At 63.6% G+C, this 17,545-nt stretch carries 21 protein-coding genes; 14 read left to right on the top strand and 7 right to left on the bottom strand.

Annotated elements, in window-relative coordinates:
* Window positions 1-2: 2 nt before the first annotated feature.
* Window positions 3-842, bottom strand: a complete 840-nt coding sequence (locus tag BLR63_RS14565) for a cache domain-containing protein (RefSeq protein ID WP_010563711.1) — start codon at window positions 840-842, stop codon at window positions 3-5.
* A gap of 355 nt (window positions 843-1,197) precedes the next feature.
* On the opposite strand from BLR63_RS14565, the gene BLR63_RS14560 reads away from it, so the two are divergent.
* From BLR63_RS14560 to BLR63_RS14540, 5 genes are all read left to right on the top strand, one after another.
* Window positions 1,198-2,568 carry a glutamine synthetase family protein gene (locus BLR63_RS14560; protein ID WP_010563712.1) on the top strand — a complete coding sequence of 457 codons (1,371 nt, stop codon included), beginning with the start codon at window positions 1,198-1,200 and terminating at the stop codon, window positions 2,566-2,568.
* A gap of 101 nt (window positions 2,569-2,669) precedes the next feature.
* Window positions 2,670-3,269, top strand: a complete 600-nt coding sequence (locus BLR63_RS14555) for a class I SAM-dependent methyltransferase (protein WP_010563713.1) — start codon at window positions 2,670-2,672, stop codon at window positions 3,267-3,269.
* A 122-nt stretch (window positions 3,270-3,391) separates the two neighbouring features.
* The gene (gene rnd / locus BLR63_RS14550) at window positions 3,392-4,525 is read left to right on the top strand and encodes a ribonuclease D (RefSeq protein ID WP_010563714.1); all 1,134 of its coding nucleotides are present in this window, start codon (window positions 3,392-3,394) and stop codon (window positions 4,523-4,525) included.
* Window positions 4,522-4,815 carry a YcgL domain-containing protein gene (locus BLR63_RS14545; protein WP_010563715.1) on the top strand — a complete coding sequence of 98 codons (294 nt, stop codon included), beginning with the start codon at window positions 4,522-4,524 and terminating at the stop codon, window positions 4,813-4,815. The genes rnd and BLR63_RS14545 overlap by 4 nt, the downstream gene beginning before the upstream one ends.
* 107 nt (window positions 4,816-4,922) lie before the next feature.
* Window positions 4,923-5,855 carry a D-2-hydroxyacid dehydrogenase gene (locus BLR63_RS14540; RefSeq protein ID WP_010563716.1) on the top strand — a complete coding sequence of 311 codons (933 nt, stop codon included), beginning with the start codon at window positions 4,923-4,925 and terminating at the stop codon, window positions 5,853-5,855.
* Window positions 5,856-5,964: 109 nt separating this feature from the next.
* Here BLR63_RS14540 and BLR63_RS14535 read toward each other — a convergent pair whose 3' ends face one another.
* A complete protein-coding gene (locus BLR63_RS14535; RefSeq protein WP_010563717.1) occupies window positions 5,965-6,558 on the bottom strand; it encodes a nitroreductase family protein in 594 nt (197 codons plus the stop codon).
* Between the two features lie 153 nt (window positions 6,559-6,711).
* On the opposite strand from BLR63_RS14535, the gene BLR63_RS14530 reads away from it, so the two are divergent.
* Window positions 6,712-7,161 (top strand): YcgN family cysteine cluster protein, encoded by a 450-nt coding sequence (locus BLR63_RS14530; protein WP_010563718.1) that lies wholly within the window; start codon window positions 6,712-6,714, stop codon window positions 7,159-7,161.
* Between the two features lie 13 nt (window positions 7,162-7,174).
* The gene (locus BLR63_RS14525; RefSeq protein WP_010563719.1) at window positions 7,175-8,395 is read left to right on the top strand and encodes a hypothetical protein; all 1,221 of its coding nucleotides are present in this window, start codon (window positions 7,175-7,177) and stop codon (window positions 8,393-8,395) included.
* A 131-nt stretch (window positions 8,396-8,526) separates the two neighbouring features.
* On the opposite strand, the gene BLR63_RS14520 is transcribed toward BLR63_RS14525, so the two are convergent.
* The 4 genes from BLR63_RS14520 to BLR63_RS14505 form a co-directional block, all read right to left on the bottom strand.
* A complete protein-coding gene (locus tag BLR63_RS14520; RefSeq protein WP_010563720.1) occupies window positions 8,527-8,877 on the bottom strand; it encodes a YgaP family membrane protein in 351 nt (116 codons plus the stop codon).
* A 67-nt stretch (window positions 8,878-8,944) separates the two neighbouring features.
* Complete coding sequence (locus tag BLR63_RS14515) at window positions 8,945-9,412, bottom strand: RNA methyltransferase (protein ID WP_010563721.1); 468 nt, start codon at window positions 9,410-9,412, stop codon at window positions 8,945-8,947.
* Window positions 9,413-9,535: 123 nt separating this feature from the next.
* Complete coding sequence (locus BLR63_RS14510; protein WP_003210675.1) at window positions 9,536-9,910, bottom strand: YajD family HNH nuclease; 375 nt, start codon at window positions 9,908-9,910, stop codon at window positions 9,536-9,538.
* A 58-nt stretch (window positions 9,911-9,968) separates the two neighbouring features.
* Window positions 9,969-10,655, bottom strand: coding sequence for a spermidine synthase (locus BLR63_RS14505; protein ID WP_010563722.1), 687 nt, complete (start codon window positions 10,653-10,655; stop codon window positions 9,969-9,971).
* 78 nt (window positions 10,656-10,733) lie between these two features.
* Here BLR63_RS14505 and BLR63_RS14500 point away from each other — a divergent pair, with 78 nt between their 5' ends.
* Entirely contained in the window at window positions 10,734-11,012 is a 279-nt protein-coding gene (locus BLR63_RS14500; protein WP_010563723.1) for a hypothetical protein, read from the top strand.
* Here the strand turns inward: BLR63_RS14500 and BLR63_RS14495 are convergent.
* Window positions 11,009-13,075: a S9 family peptidase gene (locus BLR63_RS14495; protein WP_010563724.1), complete on the bottom strand. Its 2,067-nt coding sequence runs from the start codon at window positions 13,073-13,075 to the stop codon at window positions 11,009-11,011. The two genes, BLR63_RS14500 and BLR63_RS14495, sit on opposite strands and share 4 nt — an antisense overlap.
* 21 nt (window positions 13,076-13,096) lie before the next feature.
* On the opposite strand from BLR63_RS14495, the gene BLR63_RS14490 reads away from it, so the two are divergent.
* From BLR63_RS14490 to BLR63_RS14465, 6 genes are all read left to right on the top strand, one after another.
* Window positions 13,097-13,630: a hypothetical protein gene (locus tag BLR63_RS14490; protein WP_010563725.1), complete on the top strand. Its 534-nt coding sequence runs from the start codon at window positions 13,097-13,099 to the stop codon at window positions 13,628-13,630.
* Between the two features lie 30 nt (window positions 13,631-13,660).
* Window positions 13,661-14,437: a class II glutamine amidotransferase gene (locus tag BLR63_RS14485; protein ID WP_010563726.1), complete on the top strand. Its 777-nt coding sequence runs from the start codon at window positions 13,661-13,663 to the stop codon at window positions 14,435-14,437.
* Window positions 14,438-14,448: 11 nt separating this feature from the next.
* Window positions 14,449-14,991 (top strand): DUF2937 family protein, encoded by a 543-nt coding sequence (locus BLR63_RS14480; protein ID WP_010563727.1) that lies wholly within the window; start codon window positions 14,449-14,451, stop codon window positions 14,989-14,991.
* A 134-nt stretch (window positions 14,992-15,125) separates the two neighbouring features.
* The gene (locus BLR63_RS14475) at window positions 15,126-15,866 is read left to right on the top strand and encodes a 5-oxoprolinase subunit PxpA (RefSeq protein ID WP_010563728.1); all 741 of its coding nucleotides are present in this window, start codon (window positions 15,126-15,128) and stop codon (window positions 15,864-15,866) included.
* Window positions 15,863-16,567 (top strand): 5-oxoprolinase subunit PxpB, encoded by a 705-nt coding sequence (gene pxpB / locus BLR63_RS14470; protein WP_010563729.1) that lies wholly within the window; start codon window positions 15,863-15,865, stop codon window positions 16,565-16,567. Before BLR63_RS14475 ends, pxpB begins: the two co-directional genes overlap by 4 nt.
* Complete coding sequence (locus BLR63_RS14465) at window positions 16,564-17,478, top strand: 5-oxoprolinase subunit C family protein (RefSeq protein ID WP_010563730.1); 915 nt, start codon at window positions 16,564-16,566, stop codon at window positions 17,476-17,478. Before pxpB ends, BLR63_RS14465 begins: the two co-directional genes overlap by 4 nt.
* Window positions 17,479-17,545: the final 67 nt, after the last annotated feature.

Below are 17,545 nucleotides of genomic sequence, written 5' to 3'. Positions count from 1 at the left end.
CCTCAAGGGCTGTAGTAACCCACCGCCACCATGAAATGCCCGGTTTTGCGCAAGTAGGCGTGCTTGTTCTCGACCTTGCCTGTCACCGGGTTTTTCCAGCGGTACTGGTATTCGCCCTGGTCCTGCTCGGCCATCAACTTGAGGATCGGCGCCCCCACCGGCTTGCCGTCGGGGTCCTTGACCTTGCTGAAGTCGGTGTTGATCAAACGCAGGTTGGTGCCATGGGCCACATAGCGCCCGGTATTGAGGTCCACCACAAACACATAGAGATCATCCTGCAGGAAGCCGCCCTGCAATGAATTGATTGCCTTGAGTGTGCCGGCTTCATCCGCGAGCAGGACCTTCGCGGCCTTGTCGCGCAGGGCGCGCGCCTGTTCCGGGGACGCCCGTGGCAGGTAATAACCGACCGCCAGGATGCGCTCGCCCACGCGCTGATAAAACACATGCTTGCGTTCGACCTTGCCGTCGTTCCAGTTCTGCCAACGGTAATCGGCCTGCTGGATGCCCTGGCCTTCCGGCACCTGGAGCGCGTTCTTGAATGACTGGCGCAAATCCGGCCCCAGCACTTCGGACACGTCGCGACCGATCAACGCGGAGGAGGGCCCGCCGCTGGCCAGCAGTACGCCCTGGGTATCCATCACGAACACATAGCGGTCCTTGTCGACAAACTCGCCCTGGCGGCTGAATGCGGCCAACGCTTTATCGCCGTTGCTCTGGTAGTAGGCCAGGGCTTTTTCCAGCAGCGCCTTGGCGGCCTGGGCATCCTCCTCCTGAGCCGTCGCGGCGTGAACCTGGCTCAAACCCAACAGCAACAGCCAGGTGATGCGCAGCAGTCCCTTCATGTCCTGTCCCTCTATCTTATTGGTGTGACAACAGCGTAGACGGCTGTGGCCTGGTGCGAGGAATGTTTAGTCGCGCTGCAACCCTACTCCGTCATCGGTGAATTGAACCGCCTGTCCAGGCGTGTGACGCTGCACCCATCTTCCTCATTGTGATTTGCGTATGGACGGCCTTCCCGACACTCACGCCGCGACACTGCCGTCCGCGCTGGCCTTCTGGGCCTTGTTCCACTGCCGACACGCGCGCCCGCCAGATTCCTCTCTCCTACGTTGATCTATCCCATGGATGACGCGCACCTGCGCGCATCTGCCCGGCGGCGCCTGCGCGCCTGCCTGACGCAAACGTATGAGAACGCCCATGAGTGTTTTTGCCAGCCTGCACGAAGCCCACACCTTTCTTGAACAGCACCCGCACATCGAAATGTTCGAGCTGTTTATCCTCGACAACAACGGCGTGCCGCGCGGCAAGTTGCTGCACCGCGACGAACTGTTGGCGGTGTATGAAAGCGGGCGGCCGTTGCCCAGCACCATCCTCGGCCTGACCATCGATGGCGACGACGTGGAAAATTCCGGCTTGGTGTGGGAGGTGGGCGATATCGACTGCCGCGCCTACCCCATCAGCGGCAGCCTGCAACCCATGCCCTGGCGCCTGATCCCGACTGCCGCAGTGCAAGTCAGCATGCACCCCACCGAAGGCCTGCCCGCCACGGTAGCCGACCCCCGGCATGTGCTGGCCAAGGTGATCGAGGGGCTCAAGGCCGACGGTTATTACCCGGTGATGGCGGCGGAACTGGAGTTCTACCTGCTCGACCAGAAACCCGACGCCAATGGCCGCCCGCAACCGGCGCGGGATGTGGACGGTGGTCGCCCGCGTTCGACCCAGGTCTATGGCCTGCGCGAACTGGAGCAGATCGAACCGTTCCTGGCAGATTTGTACAGCGCCTGCACACTGCAAGGCATCCCGGCGCGCACGGCGATTTCCGAATACGCTCCGGGCCAGGTGGAGATCACCCTGGAACATCGCACCGACGCCCTACAGGCGATGGACGAAGCGGTGCGCTACAAACGCCTGGTCAAAGGCGTGGCGCACAAACACGGGATGACCGCCTGCTTCATGGCCAAACCGTTCGACGACCTGGCAGGCACCGGCATGCACATGCACGTGAGCCTGGCGGATGCCGAGGGCCACAACCTGTTCGCCAGCGACGCCGCCGACGGCACGCCGCTGCTGCGCCAGGCGGTGGGCGGCATGCTCGACACCTTGCTCGATTCGCTGCTGATGTTCTGCCCCAACGCCAACTCCTACCGACGGTTCCAGACCAACAGCTACGCGCCGCTGGCCGCCACCTGGGGCGTCGACAACCGCACCGTCAGCCTGCGCGTGCCTGGTGGTCCGGCCCATTCCCGGCATATCGAACACCGCATTTGCGGCGCCGACGCCAACCCTTACCTGGCCGCTGCGGCGATCCTCGCCGGCATCCACCGTGGCATCCGCGAACAACGCGACCCCGGCGCCCCGGTGGAAGGCAACGGCTACGCCCAGGCCAATGCGCTGTTGCCCACCGATTGGCTCACCACCCTGCGTGCGCTGGAAACCTCAAGCTGGGCGCGGGAAGCCTTTGGCAGTGAGTTCCTTGGCGTCTACCTGGCGGTGAAACGGGCGGAATACCGGCAGTTCATGGGCGAGGTGGGAGAGCAGGATTGGCGCTGGTATTTGCATCAGGCGTGAGCCGATTGACGGCAGTGGCGGCTTCGACCTTTTTTTCACGTAGCGCTGGTTAAGCTGCGAATCGAAGTCGTTCATTACCGTTTAACTCACATGAGCCCGTGATGTCGTCACCACCCCTTTCTTCCATCGAGATTGAATACGCCGAGCAGTGTGGCCGGGAACACGCCAGGGTCTGCGGTGACACGCGTCCGCCCGGCCTGCGCCGGCGACTGGCCTCGTGGCGCGACGAGTGGTTGGTGCGCCAGGCGCTCAAAGTCGCCGGCGAACCGGGGCTCGTGCTGGATCTGGCCTGCGGCTCGGGGCGTTTCTGGCCGGTGCTGGCCGAGCACGTCAATCGGGTGATCCTGGCCTCGGACAATTCCCAGGCCATGCTCGACCACGCACTGACCCACCACCCGGCGTCCTTGCTCAAACGGGTCAAGACGTTTCAGGGTTCGGCGTTTTCCATTGGCTTGTCGGCCAATGCGGTGGATTGCATTTTCTGCCTGGAATTGTTTCGTCATGTGCCCAGCAGCGAAGGGCGCCTGGCGTTGCTGCGCGAGTTTCACCGCGTCAGCCGCGACACGGTGATCGTGTCGGTGCCGTCGCGTACCCCTGTGGAAGCGGAGTTTCGCCAGGCCGGTTTCAAGGTCCTGAGCTATCAGGAGTTCATGCCGGGTTCCAGCCAGTGGCGGGTCTACGTTCTATGTAAGAGAGGATGACTCCCGCTTGTCGGACTATTCTTCATCTTCTGTCTGAGTTTTCATGACTGCCTGTGCACTGCGGATGCTCGCAAGTCCCTTTCGCGATATATACTGCGCGCCATTCTTCAAGGGAGAGCCGTGTGGCCATCGATATTCACTGGATCTGCGACAACGATAGCCTCGGCCAGCATTGCGCCGAATGGCAGCAGTTGCCATTCGTCGCCCTCGACACCGAATTCATGCGGGTCGACACCTTTTATCCCATCGCCGGGCTGATCCAGATCGGTGATGGCGTTCGCGCTTACCTGATCGACCCCCTGACCATCGACAACTGGCAACCCCTGGCCGCCTTGTTGGAAAACCCGGCGGTGATCAAGGTGGTGCACGCTTGCAGCGAAGACCTTGAGGTGTTGCTGCGCCTGACCGGTAGCCTGCCAGTGCCGTTGTTCGACACCCAACTGGCGGCCGCCTACCTGAACCTCGGGTTCTCCATGGGCTACTCGCGGCTGGTGCAAGCCGTGCTGGATATCGAGTTGCCCAAGGGCGAGACCCGCTCCGACTGGCTGCAGCGGCCCTTGTCCGAGACGCAAATCAGCTACGCCGCCGAAGATGCCGTGCATTTGGCCGAGGTCTACATCCGCCTGCGCCCGCGGCTGTCGGAGGATAAATACGCCTGGGTCCTGGAAGACGGTGCGGAACTGGTGGCCAACCTGCGCCGTGAAGTCGACCCGTACGAGGTGTACCGCGACGCCAAGCTGGCGTGGAAACTGTCCCGTGCCCAGCTCGCCGTGCTGCGTGAGCTGTGCGCCTGGCGCGAGCAACAAGCCCGCGCCCGCGACCTGCCGCGCAACCGCATTGTGCGCGAACACTCGCTGTGGCCCCTGGCCAAATCCCAGCCGGATAACCTCGCCGCCCTGGGCAAGATCGAAGACATGCACCCGCGCACCGTGCGTCAGGATGGCCAGTTCCTGCTGGACCTGATCAAGCGTGCCGCCAGCCTGCCCATGGACCAATGGCCGCCCGCCGTGGCTGAACCGCTGCCGGTGGATGCCGCCGCGCTGATCAAGCAACTGCGCACCCTTGGCCAGACGTTCGCCGAGCGCCTCGACATGGCGCCCGAACTGATGCTGCGCAAGAAAACCCTCGAAGCCCTGGTCAAAAGTGGCTACCCCGATGGGCCTTACCAATTGCCAGACTCGCTGCGTGGCTGGCGCCGCGAGTTGATGGGCCAGGCGCTGCTCGACAGCCTGGCCACTGCCGGAGAACAGCCTTGAAACGTATCTGCTCCATCTATCGCAGTTCGAAACGCAACGAAATGTACCTGTATGTGCTGAAAAGCGATGCCCTGGAGCGTGTGCCGGAACCCTTGATGCAAGCCTTCGGCAAGGCCCATCACGCGTTTGACATGGTGCTCACGCCGGAGCGCAAGCTGTCGCGCGAAGACATCGCGGTGGTGCTGGAAAACCTCGAAAAGCAGGGCTACCACCTGCAAATGCCACCGGCCGAGGACGAGTACATCGAACACTTGCCCGAAGAGCTGCTGCGCCGCAACGACCCGATGTGATCGGTCGATGCCCTGTTCAGGGCACATTCATCCATGGAATCGTATTATCGGGCGCTGGCCGCAAGGATGTGGGCGGCCGTCTGCACTGTTTTTGAAAGGTTTGAAGCATGCGTGTTCTGATTGCTGAACAGGATCATCCTCTCTACGCCCGACTGTTGGGTGAAGCGGCCCCGGACCTTGAGGTGCTGACCAGCGGCGACTCGGCCGAGCTGTCGCGCCTGGCCGCCGATTGCCCGGTGTGGCTGGGCCAACCGGACCTGCTGGCGACCCTGCTGCGCCAGGGCCATCGTCCGCAATGGCTGCAATCGACCTGGGCCGGCATCACGCCGCTGCTGGCCGAAGGCCTGCCGCGCAACTATCGCCTGACCCGCGCGGTCGGCATCTTTGGCCAGGTCATGGCCGAGTTCGTCCTCACCTACATGCTGGGCCATGAGCGCGAAGTGCTGGCGCGGCTGGTCAGCCAGGTCGAGCGCAAGTGGGACAACCGCATGGGCCAGAGCCTGGCGGGGCGCACCGCGTTAATCGTCGGCTGCGGCGATATCGGCCAGCGTGTGGCGGAGTTCCTCGTGCCCTTTGGCGTCAAGCTCTACGGCATCGCCAGCACCGCGCGGGAACAGGCGCCGTTCATCGAAGTGGCCGGTATCGACCAATTGGGCCGGTTGGTGGGCGAAGCGGACTACGTGATCAACCTGCTGCCCAACACGCCCAATACCCATGACCTGTACGATGCGGCGCTGTTCAAGCAATTCAAGCCGACCGGGTTGTTTATCAACGTCGGACGCGGCGTGGCCGTGGTCGATGCCGACCTGGTCGAAGCCTTGAAAGAAGGGCACCTGGCCGGTGCGGTGATCGACGTGTGCCGCCAGGAGCCGCTGCCGCAGCGTCATCCGTTCTGGACCGCCTGGGGCCTGTTGTTGACCGGGCACAGCTCCGCGCCGACTTCGCCATCGATGATGGTGGAGCTGTTCGTGCAGAACGTGCGGGCGTATCAGGCCAAGCAAGCGTTGCGTGGCGAAGTGGATTTCGAGCGCGGTTACTGAGACGAAAACAGCCGGCGCGCGCTTGCCTGCGATGGCGTTCTAGCGGTGCCGGCTGCATCGACTGATACACCGCCATCGCGGGCAAGCGCGCTCCTACGGAGCCTTAGGCTCAGAGGCTGAAGTCGCCTTCGGACACCAGCTCGCTCAACGGTTTGCGCGGGCTCGGTGTTTCACGGGCTTGCAGGTATTCCGGCAAGCTCGATTTATCCCCCAGCTTGCCCACCGCGATGGCCGCGTGCAGGGCATAGCCGTCCGGAATTTTCAGCTCCTTGCGGGTCAGTTCCTGATCGAAACCGGCCATGCCATGGGTGTACCAACCGCTGAGGCTGGCCTGCAACGCCAGGTGGCCCCAGGCCGAACCGGTGTCGAAGGTGTGCCACAGTGCCGGGGTTTCCTCGGTGGCGCCAGGCGCGGTGAAGTCGGTTTTCGAGGCAACGATCACCAGGGCCGATGCGTGCTGCGCCCAACCGCGGTTGAATTCGTTCAACAGCCCCAGGAAACGTTCCCAGTCCGGCGTATCGCGGCGCGCGTAGAGAAAACGCCAGGGTTGCGAGTTGTAGGCTGATGGCGCCCAGCGCGCGGCTTCGAAAAAGCTCAGCAGGGTTTCCTGCGGGATGCTCTCGCCGGTGAAGGCGCGAGGCGACCAGCGTGCGGTGAACTGGGGGTTGATCGGGTAATCGGCAACGCGGGGGGAGGTGCTCATGGGCAGTTCCTGATCGTCAATTCGGCGCTCAAAGCTACTGCGCCCCCGCTAGACTGACAAGTCTTGTAACACCGCCAGTCGTAAGCGCTTGGCCGCAGTGGCCTTGGGCACTAGACTGGCGGCCTTTTCACCCACCGATACCGATGTAGAGCCATGGCCGCCAAAGTCGAACCTTTCTGGATACGCAAAACCCTTGAACAGCTCGACCAGGAGGAGTGGGAGTCGTTGTGCGACGGCTGCGGCCTGTGCTGCCTGCAAAAACTCGAGGACGAGGACGACAACAGCGTCTATTACACGCGCATCGCCTGCAAACTGCTCGACCTGAAAACCTGCCAGTGCACCGACTACCCCAACCGCCGCGCCTCGGTCCCCGACTGCATCCAGCTCACCCCGGGGCATGCCGACCAGTTCAAATGGCTGCCACCCACCTGCGGCTACCGCTTGGTCAGTGAACGCAAGGATTTGCCGCTGTGGCACCATCTGGTCTGCGGCGACCGCGACGCCGTGCACCACGAACGTATTTCCCAGTCCGGGCGCATGCTCAGCGAAGGCAGCGTGCCCGAAGAAGACTGGGAGGATTACCTGATCTTCCGCGCAGGCTGAACAAGGAGTGTGTATGAGGCTGGAACCCAAGCTGGCGGCAGCCTTCGCGTTGCTGGCGTTGAGCATGCCTGCGTGGTGCGCGAAGAAGGTCGACCTGGATTATCACGTCAAGCTGTTACCCCAGAGCGATCAGGCCGAGGTGCGTGTGAGCCTGTCCCAGGGCTCGGCGGTACGCAGCCTGAACTTCGACCTGGGTCATAACGGCGACTACAGCGATTTCAAGGCCGATGGCCAATGGCACGTCACCGACCACCGGGGTTTGTGGCAGCCGGGGGCCAGCAAGGCCAGCCTGACCTACCGGGTACGCCTTACCCATGCGCGCAAACCGGGCATTTATGAAACGCGGATGACGCCGAGCTGGGCGCTGTTTCGCGGTGAAGACCTGGTACCGACCGCACGGCTCGACCAGCAGGACGGCACCGAATTGGTCTCGCGCCTGGTGTTCGAGCTGCCGGCGGGCTGGAAAAGCGTCGAAACCGCCTGGCCGCGCATCGGCAAGCACAGCTTTCGCATCGACAACGTCTCGCGCCTGTTCGACCGGCCCACCGGCTGGATGCTCGCCGGCAACCTCGGCAGCCGCCGTGTACGCCTGGGCGAGACCGAAGTGACCGTCGCGTCGCCCAAGGGCCAGGCCATGCGGCGCATGGATGTGCTGACCTTGCTGACTTTCGTCTGGCCTCAAGTGGAGGCCGCGTTCCCGCGTCATCCGGCCAAACTGCTGGTGGTTGGTGCCAGCGACCCGATGCGCCGTGGCGCGTTTTCGGCGCGCGACTCGATCTACCTCAACAGCCGCACGCCGCTGGTCGGCGAAAACGGCAGCAGCCCGCTGCTCCGTGAAGTGGTGCAGGCGATCGGTCGTTTCAACGACCACGACACCAGTGACTGGATCAGCGAGGGGCTGGGGGAGTATTACGCCATCGAACTGCTGCGCCGTGCCGGCGGCATTACCGATGAGCGGTATCAGGCGATCCAGGCGCGATTGACCCGTGAAGGCAAGGACGTGACCAGCCTGCGCGGCGAGCACGTCAGCGGTGCGACGGTGTCACGGGCGGTGGTGGTGTTGCAGGAGCTGGACCGCGAGATCCGCGTGAAGACCCACAACAAGCGCTCCCTGGATGACCTCGCGCAAGCGGTGATGCGCGCCAACAGCATCACCACCGCGGAGTTCGTGCAACTGGCCGAAAGCATCATCGGCGAGTCGTCGGTGGTGCTGGACTCCAAGCTGTTGCACTGAGGCAGGACAGAATGTGGGAGGGGGCTTGCTCCCGATAGCGGTGGGCCAGTCACCAATCCAGTGACTGACACCCTGCTATCGGGAGCAAGCCCCCTCCCACATTGGTATCGAGAACAGACAGAAGACTTGGTTCATCCAGTGGTTTTCGTGGTCTCGTCGGCCGTCACTTGCGCTTTCGTCTTCAGGTTCTTCAACTCGGCACCGGCGCGCTCGATCCGGGTCCGCACGTTGTTCAGGTCCTGGCGACCCTGTTCCAGCGCGTCCTTGAGCCTGCTGTGCCCGGTGAAACCGCGCGTCAGGGCCACCCCGCCGATCGCCACCTGGATCAGCCCGAAAATCCCGCCACGGCGCAAGCCTTTGCCCACCATCATCGCACCGCCGGCTACCGAGGCGATGCGTTCCCAGCCATGCACGTTCTGCGTGGGCTGGGGGTGAAAGGGCGCGTGTTCGATGATAGGTCGCAAGGTTTTGCTGTCGCTCATGATCCGTCTCCAACAAGGGCAAATGTATGCAGCTGACTGCTCGCGGGCGCGGGATGTTCCCGAACAATCAGTATTTGGGGCCCGAACGGGTGTTGTTGCCTTTGGCCATGCGGTCGTAGAGCACCACGTTGACGGTGGCGGCGAGGTTCATGCAGCCGGTCGTCGGGATGTACACCACGTCTTCGCACCAGTCGCGGATGTCTTTATCCAGCGAGCCGTCTTCAGGGCCGAAGATGTACAGCGCGCGATCGGGGTGAGTGTATTCGGGCAGCGGGCGGGCGCCTTCGACCAACTCCACGGCGACCGGGATGCAGCCCAGGGGCAGGATTTTCTTCAGGTCGTCGATACCGATCAGCGGAATGTCGTGATGGACCTTCTTGGTGTCGGTGATGAAATCCCGGGCGCGCTCGTAACGCACGCCGGTGTAGAACACCGAGGCCACGCCGTAGCAACCGGCGGCGCGCATGACCGAACCGACGTTTTCGGGGGATTTGGGGTTATACAGACCGATGCAGCTGTAGCGTTTATTGCCCACGGGGAAGGGTGCCTTGGCGAAAAACCGCGATTATACGGGCAATGGCCGAAACAATGTGCCTGTGGAGGAGCGGCCTGCCACAACAAGCCGCTTCTTCACCGCAGGCCCCCTCACGACCCGGTGTCAGTCGTCTTTCTTCATCAGCCCCGCCAACGCCGCAAACGGATTGTGCGTGGCCTTGGCGATGGTCGGGCTGCTGGTGGAGCCTTCGCCGAAGTACTGCTGGTCGGTGTAGCGCGAGTGTTCGTTGTCGTGGCAGTACAGGCACAAGAGCTCCCAGTTGGAGCCGTCCTGGGGGTTGTCGTCATGGTTGTGGTTGCGGTGGTGCACGGTCAGTTCGCTCAGGCGCTTGCCGGCGAATTCACGGGCGCAGCGGCCGCACACGTGGGGGTACATTTTCAGGGCTTTGTCGCGGTAGCCCATTTCCCGGTCGCGCTGGGCATCGGCGAGGATGCGGTCGAGCTTGGCGGTGTGGGAGGGCGGGTTGGTCGAGCTCATCATGGCTCCTGTCTTTGGGTGGTCACGGGTAGGTTGATTCTAGCCAATCATGGCGCAATTAGCCCTTGAGCTTTTCTGCAATCCAGATGGTGTGCCGCGTGCCCTTGTTGCCATGGGCGAACACCTGCACTTCTTCGGCCTTGAAACCGGCCTTGCGCAGCTTGTCGCTGAACAGCTTGTCGGCGCTGGCCGACCACACCGCCAGCACGCCCTTGGGCCGCAGGGCCTTGGCGCAGGCGGCCAGGCCGCCGGCGGAGTACAGCCAACTGTTGGCCTTTTGCGTGAGGCCTTCGGGGCCGTTGTCGACGTCGAGCATGATCGCGTCAAAGCCCTGGGGCTCGGCTTGCAGCACCTTGGCCACGTCTTCCATGCGGATCACCGTGCGCGGGTCCAACAGCGGACGGCCGGATTTTTCGCCGAGCGGCCCGCGGTTCCAGTCCACGACGCCGGGCACCAGTTCGGCCACCACCACTTCGGCGGTCTTGCCCAAATGCTTGAGCGCCGAGGCCAGGGTGAAGCCCATGCCCAGGCCGCCGATCAACACCCGCGAACCCGGACGACCGGCGACTTTGCGGCAGGGAATTTCCGCCAGCGCGTCTTCGGAGCCGTGCATGCGCGTGTTCATCAACTGGCCGCCGTCACCGCCCTGGATCTTGATGACAAAATCTTCACCGTATTCGAACAGGCACAAGGCACCGCCGTTGTCGGGGATCGGGGTGGTGTCCAGCAGAACGAAACGTTTCATGGAGATCTCATTGGGAAGGGCATTCTTGCGCGGTTGGGAGTAGCCTTACGACATTCCGGTCAGGCCATGGAGCCATCGATGAAGTGCAGCATTCTAACGGTCATTGTGCTCGGCGCGCTCGCATTGGGTGCGGCGCAGGCTCAGGAGTTGCAAACCGTCCCCGTCGCCCCCGCGCCCACCCCCGGTGCGCCGGGGACGCCCACCCCGACGCTCTACCCGCAAGTCAGCCCACCGGCCGTGCCCAAGACAAACGGCTCGCCGCCCCTGGTGCCCATCGTGTTGCCGACGCCACCGAAGGACCAGAACGTGCCCGGCCTGCTGCCGAGCGACAGCAAGCCGAAAACCCCCGGCGGTTAGAGCGATTGTGGGGCTAGCCCCAGCACCTTGAACACAAAGGCATATTCGAGCGCTACGTCACGAATGCCCTGGTAACGACCGCTCATCCCGCCGTGGCCGGCACCCAGTTCGGTCTTGAGCAGCAGCAGGTTGTCGTCCGTCTTGGTCGCTCGCAACTTGGCCACCCACTTGGCCGCTTCCCAGTACTGCACACGGCTGTCGTTGTAGCCGGCGATCACCAGCGTGGCCGGGTAGGCCTGGGCGCTGACGTTTTCGTACGGCGCATAGGCCTTGATGCGTTCATACACCTCGGGTTCTTCAGGGTTGCCCCATTCGTCGTACTCGGTGACGGTCAGCGGCAGGTCGGGATCGAGCATGGTGTTGAGCACATCGACGAACGGCACTTCGGCAATCGCCGCCTGGAACAGTTCCGGGCGCTGGTTGAGCACCGCGCCGATCAGCAGGCCGCCGGCGCTGCCGCCGCTGATGGCCAGTTGCTTGGCGGTGGTCAGGCCCTGGGCGATCAGGTGTTCGGCACAGGCGATAAAGTCGCTGAAGGTGTTTTGCTTGTGTGCCTGCTTGCCGTTGCGGTACCAGGCCTCGCCCAGTTCGCCGCCGCCGCGCACGTGGGCAATGGCGAAGGCCACGCCCCGGTCCAGCAGGCTCAGGCGCGCGTGGGAGAACCACGGGTCGAGGCTCTGGCCATAGGCGCCGTAGCCATACAGGTACAGCGGCGTCGGTTTGCCGAGCTGGTCGCGTTTGACCACCAGGCTGATCGGCACTTGGGTGCCGTCGACGGAAGTGGCCCACAGGCGTTGGCTGATGTAGTCGTCGGCGTTGAATACACCGAGTACCGGGGTTTCCTTGAGCACCTGCTGTGCGCCGCTGGCCAGTTCCAATTGGCGGACCTGGGCCGGACGGTTCAGCGCTTCGTAGCGCAGGCGGATCTTGTCGCTGGAGAATTCCAGGCTGTTCTGTACATAGAGGCTGTAGGCGGCGTCAGGCAATTCCACGCGATAGGCCGGCACGCCTTGGGGGTGCACTTCGATCACCGGCAGGCCGCCGATGCGCAGGCTCAAGGTCATGGCGCTGGCATTCAGGCTGACGCCGTCGAGCATCACCGTATCGCTGTGGGGGATCAGGTTCTGCCAGTCGGCTTCGGTCGGCACATGGCCGGTGTCTGCGGCGACGAACAGCGCGTAGTTGATGCCGTCGCGGTTGCTGCGGATGAACCAGGTCCACTCGTCGTTAAGCTTGCCGTGGTCGACATCGTATTCATGGTCTTCGACCCGTGGCGCCAGGCAGGTGAAATCCAGGTGCGGCTGGTTGGCGTCCAGCGCCCAGATTTCGCTGGTGGTCTTGCTGCCCAGGGCCAGCAGCAACTGATGCTCGGAGCTTGAACGGTAGCAATGCAGGAAGAAACGTCCGTCGGTCTCATGGAACACTTCCTGCGCGGCAGTGCCGTCCAGGCGATAGCGATACAGCTTGTGCGGACGGTGGGTGTCGTCCAGTTCGCCGAAGAACAGGGTCAGGCTGTCATTGGCCCAGGTCATGCTGCCGTCGCAGTTGTCGAACGCCAGTTCGCTGACCTTGTCGGTGGCCAATTCCTTCACGTACAGGGTGTAGATCTCTTCGCCACTGGTGTCCAGGCTGTAGGCCAGGCGCTGGTGGTCGGGGCTGATGCTGAACGTGCCGAGGGAAAAGAAGCCGCCGTTGGCCAGCTCGTTCGGGTCGAGCAACAGTTCTTCACTGCTTTCATCCACCTGGTGGCTGTCATCGGCCGGGCGGCGGCAGCGGTAGTGGCGGGCGTACTCGTCGCCGGCGGTGGTGCGCGTGTAATACAGATAGGGGCCCCAAGGGTAGGGCAGCGACAGGTCAGTCTCGAGGATGCGGCCTTTGATCTCCTCGAACAGGGTTTCGCGCAGTGCGGCCTGGTCGGCGAGCTGGGCTTCCTGCCAGGCGTTTTCGGCCTTGAGGTAATCGAGCACTTCGGCGCTGTCACGCTCTTGCAGCCAGGCATAAGGGTCTGGGCCTGGGGCCTGGCGGGCGATCGGAGCGGCAGTGATGGGGGTCGATGGCGGCATGGATCACTCTCTGTCTGGCGGATGGTGGCAGGCATTGCAGCCGCGACACGTAAAAGCCGTTATCATAGCGGCCTGTTTGCCTACCTTGCCATGGACACCATGACCGAGAACGACTATCTGACCGCTTGGGGCCTTTACGCCTTCGCCGCTTTGGGCTGCCTGTTGGTGTGGTGGCGCATGACCCGCTGGATCTGGCGCTGGCTGCGCGAGCCGCTGCAATTGTTGATGGCGGTGCTGCTGTTGAGCCCGACCATTGTCGACCCGGTCAAGACCCAGTTCGCGCCGGCCGTGGCCATCACGGCGCTGGACCTGGTGCTCAAGGTCGGCAATAACGCCTGGCGGGCGATTTCCGATTTGTTCATGTACACCATGATCGCGTTTGGCGTGTACCTGGTGTTTGTGCTGATCCGCTGGCCCATCGAGCGCGCCGCCAACGCCCGCCGCGAGCGTAAGGCCGCGGCCGATGCGGCCTTGGCCGCCGAGCCGGAAGATGACGACGAGCCGTTTCGTCGTCCGGCACCGGTCAGCGGTATGCGGGTCGAACCGCGCCTTTAACGTTGACTGCCCTGCATCGAGAGCCCTGGCATGTGTGAATTATTGGGCATGAGTGCCAACGTCCCCACCGATATCGTGTTCAGCTTTACCGGGCTGATGCAGCGCGGTGGGCGTACCGGCCCCCACCGCGACGGTTGGGGCATCGCCTTCTACGAAGGCCGTGGCCTGCGTCTGTTCCAGGACCCGGCCGCCAGCAGCGAATCGGAAGTCGCGCTGCTGGTGCAGCGTTATCCCATCAAAAGTGAAGTGGTGATCGGTCATATCCGCCAGGCCAACGTCGGCAAGGTGTGCCTGTCCAATACCCACCCGTTCGTGCGTGAACTGTGGGGGCGCAACTGGTGTTTCGCCCACAATGGCCAGTTGGCCGACTTCGCTCCCCGCGCCACCTTCTACCGCCCGGTCGGCGATACCGACAGCGAGGCGGCGTTCTGCGACCTGCTCAACCGTGTGCGCGAAGCCTTCCCCGAGCCGGTGGAGATCGAACGGATGCTGCCGGACCTGATCGCCGCTTGCGCCGAATACCGCAGCAAAGGTGTGTTCAACTGCCTGCTCAGCGATGGTGACTGGCTGTTCTGCTACTGCTCGACCAAATTGGCGCAGATCACCCGTCGCGCACCGTTTGGCCCGGCGCGGCTGAAAGATGTCGACGTGATCGTCGATTTCCAGGCCGAAACCACCCCCAACGATGTGGTGACGGTGATTGCCACCGAACCGTTGACCGACAACGAAAACTGGACCCGCTACGAACCGGGCCAATGGAGCCTGTGGCGACGCGGAGAATGCGTCAGCCAGGGCGTTACCGAGTAAGGATATCGACCATGTTGCTCAGTTATCTGCGGTTGGTGCTGTTTGCCATTGGCCTGTTGGTCGGTGTGCAAGTACCGGGGTTCATCAACGATTACGCCAAGCGCGTCGAAGCTCACCTGATCGAGGCCCAGACCGGCCTGCGCGGGTTCGAATCCACTGCCCAGCAGTTTTTCAACGGCGACTTGCAGGCCTTGGTGGCCCACTACCGCGCCAGCGACGACCCGGTGTTCCAGAGCGATGCCAAGAGCCTGGGGGCGATGCTCGATCGCCAACTGGCGCTGGACAAGCAATTCCAGGCGATGCAAGGCCCCTGGTACATCCGCGCCCTGCAAGTGGCGGTGGCAGCCGACCCGGATATCCGCCTGGAGACCTGGAACGGCTATAGCTACCAGATCCTGCTGACCCCCGAAGCCATGGGCTGGGGCCTGGGCGGGGCGATGCTGCTGTCGTTCGGCCTGGAGTGCCTGTTCCGGCTGATCGACTGGGTGGTGCTCGGCGGCAAGCGCCTGCGCCAGAGCCGGCCGATCGAAGAGCGTGACCTCAAGGGCCTCTGAAGACCCATCGCTCCCCTGTAGGCGCGGGCTTGCGCCAATGCTTCGTTCTCCGGCCCCAAGTGTCAGGACAAGTTGCGCGTGCTGCGTAAAAAATCCCACACTACAAAAAAACAGAGCCTACAGGAGCAACCACCGTGAGCCGCCTGCTACTGAACTGTGACATTGGCGAGGGCTTTGGCAACTGGACCATGGGTCTGGACGCCGAGGTCATGCCGTTCATCGATTGCGCCAATGTGGCCTGCGGTTTCCATGCCGGCGACCCGAGCACCATGCGCAAGACCGTCGGCCTGGCGCTCAAGCACGGTGTGCAAGTGGGCGCGCACCCGGCGTACCAGGACCTGCAAGGCTTCGGTCGCCGCTCCATGGCCTACACGCCCGAGGAAATCCAGGACCTGTTGCACTACCAGATCGGTGCCCTCGACGGGATCTGCCGTGCGCAAGGCGGGCGGGTCAGTTACGTCAAGCCCCACGGTGCGATGTACAACGACATGATGGCCAACCCCGCGCAACTGCGCGCCGTGATCCAGGCCGTCGCGGCGTATGGCGACCTGCCGTTGATGCTGATGGCCACCCGTGACAACAGCGCGGCCAAGGCCCTGGGCGATGAGTATGGCGTGATCCTGTGGTTCGAGGCCTTCGCCGACCGTGGCTACGACAACAAGGGGCACCTGATGTCGCGCCAGTTGCCCGGCGCCGTACATCACGATGCCGAGACCATCATCCAGCAAGCGCTGACGATTTACCGTGGCGAACCCCTGACCGCCAGCGATGGCAGCCCGCTGGTCTTGCAGGCTAAAACCCTGTGCGTGCACGGCGACAACGCCAGCTCGGTGGCGGCGGTGCAACGCATCCGCGAGGCCTTGAAGCCCGCATGAAACCACGCATCGAAGTGGTAGCCATCGACTGCCTGATGGTGCGTCTGTTCGAGGTGATCGCCGAAGCCAATATGCCGTGGATGCTGGCCGCCACCCAACGTCTGCGCAGTGGGTTCGGTCCGGCGCTGGTGGACCTGGTGCCGTCCTATACCACGCTGATGGTGCATTACGACCTCACCGTGTTGAACCCGGCGCAAGCGCGGGAATTGATCGGCCAGGCCCTGACCGATCTGCAACCCCAGGCCCAGGGCAGCGGCCAGTGCCATGTGCTGCCGGTGTGGTACGACCTGAGCGTCGGCCCTGAATTGGCCGTGCTCAGCCAGCGCAGCGGCTTGTCCGTCGACGAGGTGATCCGCCGCCACAGCGCCCACGAATACCAGGTGTTCGCCCTCGGTTTCGCTCCCGGTTTTGCCTTTATGGGGCTGGTGGATGAACGCCTCGCCACGCCGCGCCTCAACACCCCGCGCAAACGCGTGGCCGCCGGCAGCGTCGGCATTGCCGAACGGCAAACCGCGGCGTACCCGACGGTGTCGCCGGGTGGCTGGAACCTGATCGGCCGCACCCCGGCCAAACTGTTCGACCGCGACCGCGACGGTTACAGCCTGATGCAACCGGGCGATACGGTGCGCTTCGACCCCGTGGGTCACGCCGAATTCATCCGCCTGGGAGGCGATGACACGCCGTTGGAGGCGCAGGCATGAGCCGTTTGACGATCGAGGCCAGCACCCCGCTGTGCCTGTTGCAGGACGCCGGCCGCTTTGGCGTGCGCCACCTGGGCGTGACCCAGGGCGGGGCGTTGGATTGGGTGTCGATGTCCTGGGCCAACTGGCTGCTGGGTAATGCGCTGGACGCGCCGGTGGTGGAAATCACCCTGGGCGGGTTTACCCTGCGCGCCGAGGAGTATTGCCTGCTGGCGTTGGCGGGCGCGGACCTGGGCGCGTATATCGATGAGCGCGCCATCCGCCCCGGTCGCGGTTTTATCCTGCAAAAGGGCCAGCGTTTGCGCTTTACCCAACCGTTCAGCGGCGCGCGCGCTTACCTGGCGGCGCCGGGCGGATTCGATGCGCCAGACGTGCTGGGCAGTTGTGCGACGGTGGTGCGTGAGGAACTGGGCGGGCTGGATGGCTTCGGCAAGCCCTTGGCTGAAGGCGGGTGGTTGGGCTATTCCGGTACCGGCGGGGCGATGAAGGTGTTGAGCACCACCGCGCTACCGGCCAAAGCGCCACTGGATGTGATCGTCGGTGCGCAGATCGGCCGGTTCAGCGGCCAGAGCCTGTTCGATGCCTTCAACACCGAATGGACCCTCGACAGCCGCGCCGACCGCATGGGCATGCGTTTGCTGGGCACGCCGCTCGAGTACCAGGGGCCATCGCTGATTTCCGAAGGCATCCCCCTGGGGGCGATCCAGGTGCCGCCGGATGGGCAGCCGATTGTGTTGCTCAATGACCGGCAGACCATTGGCGGCTACCCGCGTCTGGGTGCGCTCACGCCCTTGGCGCTGGCGCGGCTGGCGCAGTGTTTGCCGGGGGAAACGGTGCGCCTGGCGCCGATGGTGCAGGAAACGGCGCATCGCCAGCATGTGGCGTTTTTGCAGCGGTTTACCACAGGCTAAAGAACACTGTGGACCAGAACTGTGGGAGGGGGCTTGCTCCCACATGTGGAGGTTGTGTTGAGTAGGA

This window comes from Pseudomonas extremaustralis, assembly GCF_900102035.1.
Taxonomy (GTDB): domain Bacteria; phylum Pseudomonadota; class Gammaproteobacteria; order Pseudomonadales; family Pseudomonadaceae; genus Aquipseudomonas; species Aquipseudomonas extremaustralis.
This window is presented reverse-complemented; position numbering and strand designations above follow the sequence as displayed.

Bases quoted from the DNA above. Each gene is read 5' to 3' on its own strand.
- BLR63_RS14535 (WP_010563717.1), bottom strand. From the start codon at position 6,558: ATGAGCACCTCCCCCCGCGTTGCCGATTACCCGATCAACCCCCAGTTC.
- BLR63_RS14485 (WP_010563726.1), top strand. From the start codon at position 13,661: ATGTGTGAATTATTGGGCATGAGTGCCAACGTCCCCACCGATATCGTG.
- BLR63_RS14565 (WP_010563711.1), bottom strand. From the start codon at position 842: ATGAAGGGACTGCTGCGCATCACCTGGCTGTTGCTGTTGGGTTTGAGC.
- pxpB (WP_010563729.1), top strand. From the start codon at position 15,863: ATGAAACCACGCATCGAAGTGGTAGCCATCGACTGCCTGATGGTGCGT.
- BLR63_RS14530 (WP_010563718.1), top strand. From the start codon at position 6,712: ATGGCCGCCAAAGTCGAACCTTTCTGGATACGCAAAACCCTTGAACAG.
- BLR63_RS14540 (WP_010563716.1), top strand. From the start codon at position 4,923: ATGCGTGTTCTGATTGCTGAACAGGATCATCCTCTCTACGCCCGACTG.
- BLR63_RS14555 (WP_010563713.1), top strand. From the start codon at position 2,670: ATGTCGTCACCACCCCTTTCTTCCATCGAGATTGAATACGCCGAGCAG.
- BLR63_RS14465 (WP_010563730.1), top strand. From the start codon at position 16,564: ATGAGCCGTTTGACGATCGAGGCCAGCACCCCGCTGTGCCTGTTGCAG.
- BLR63_RS14510 (WP_003210675.1), bottom strand. From the start codon at position 9,910: ATGAGCTCGACCAACCCGCCCTCCCACACCGCCAAGCTCGACCGCATC.
- BLR63_RS14520 (WP_010563720.1), bottom strand. From the start codon at position 8,877: ATGAGCGACAGCAAAACCTTGCGACCTATCATCGAACACGCGCCCTTT.
- BLR63_RS14490 (WP_010563725.1), top strand. From the start codon at position 13,097: ATGGTGGCAGGCATTGCAGCCGCGACACGTAAAAGCCGTTATCATAGC.
- BLR63_RS14505 (WP_010563722.1), bottom strand. From the start codon at position 10,655: ATGAAACGTTTCGTTCTGCTGGACACCACCCCGATCCCCGACAACGGC.
- BLR63_RS14495 (WP_010563724.1), bottom strand. From the start codon at position 13,075: ATGCCGCCATCGACCCCCATCACTGCCGCTCCGATCGCCCGCCAGGCC.
- BLR63_RS14500 (WP_010563723.1), top strand. From the start codon at position 10,734: ATGAAGTGCAGCATTCTAACGGTCATTGTGCTCGGCGCGCTCGCATTG.
- BLR63_RS14525 (WP_010563719.1), top strand. From the start codon at position 7,175: ATGAGGCTGGAACCCAAGCTGGCGGCAGCCTTCGCGTTGCTGGCGTTG.
- BLR63_RS14560 (WP_010563712.1), top strand. From the start codon at position 1,198: ATGAGTGTTTTTGCCAGCCTGCACGAAGCCCACACCTTTCTTGAACAG.
- BLR63_RS14480 (WP_010563727.1), top strand. From the start codon at position 14,449: ATGTTGCTCAGTTATCTGCGGTTGGTGCTGTTTGCCATTGGCCTGTTG.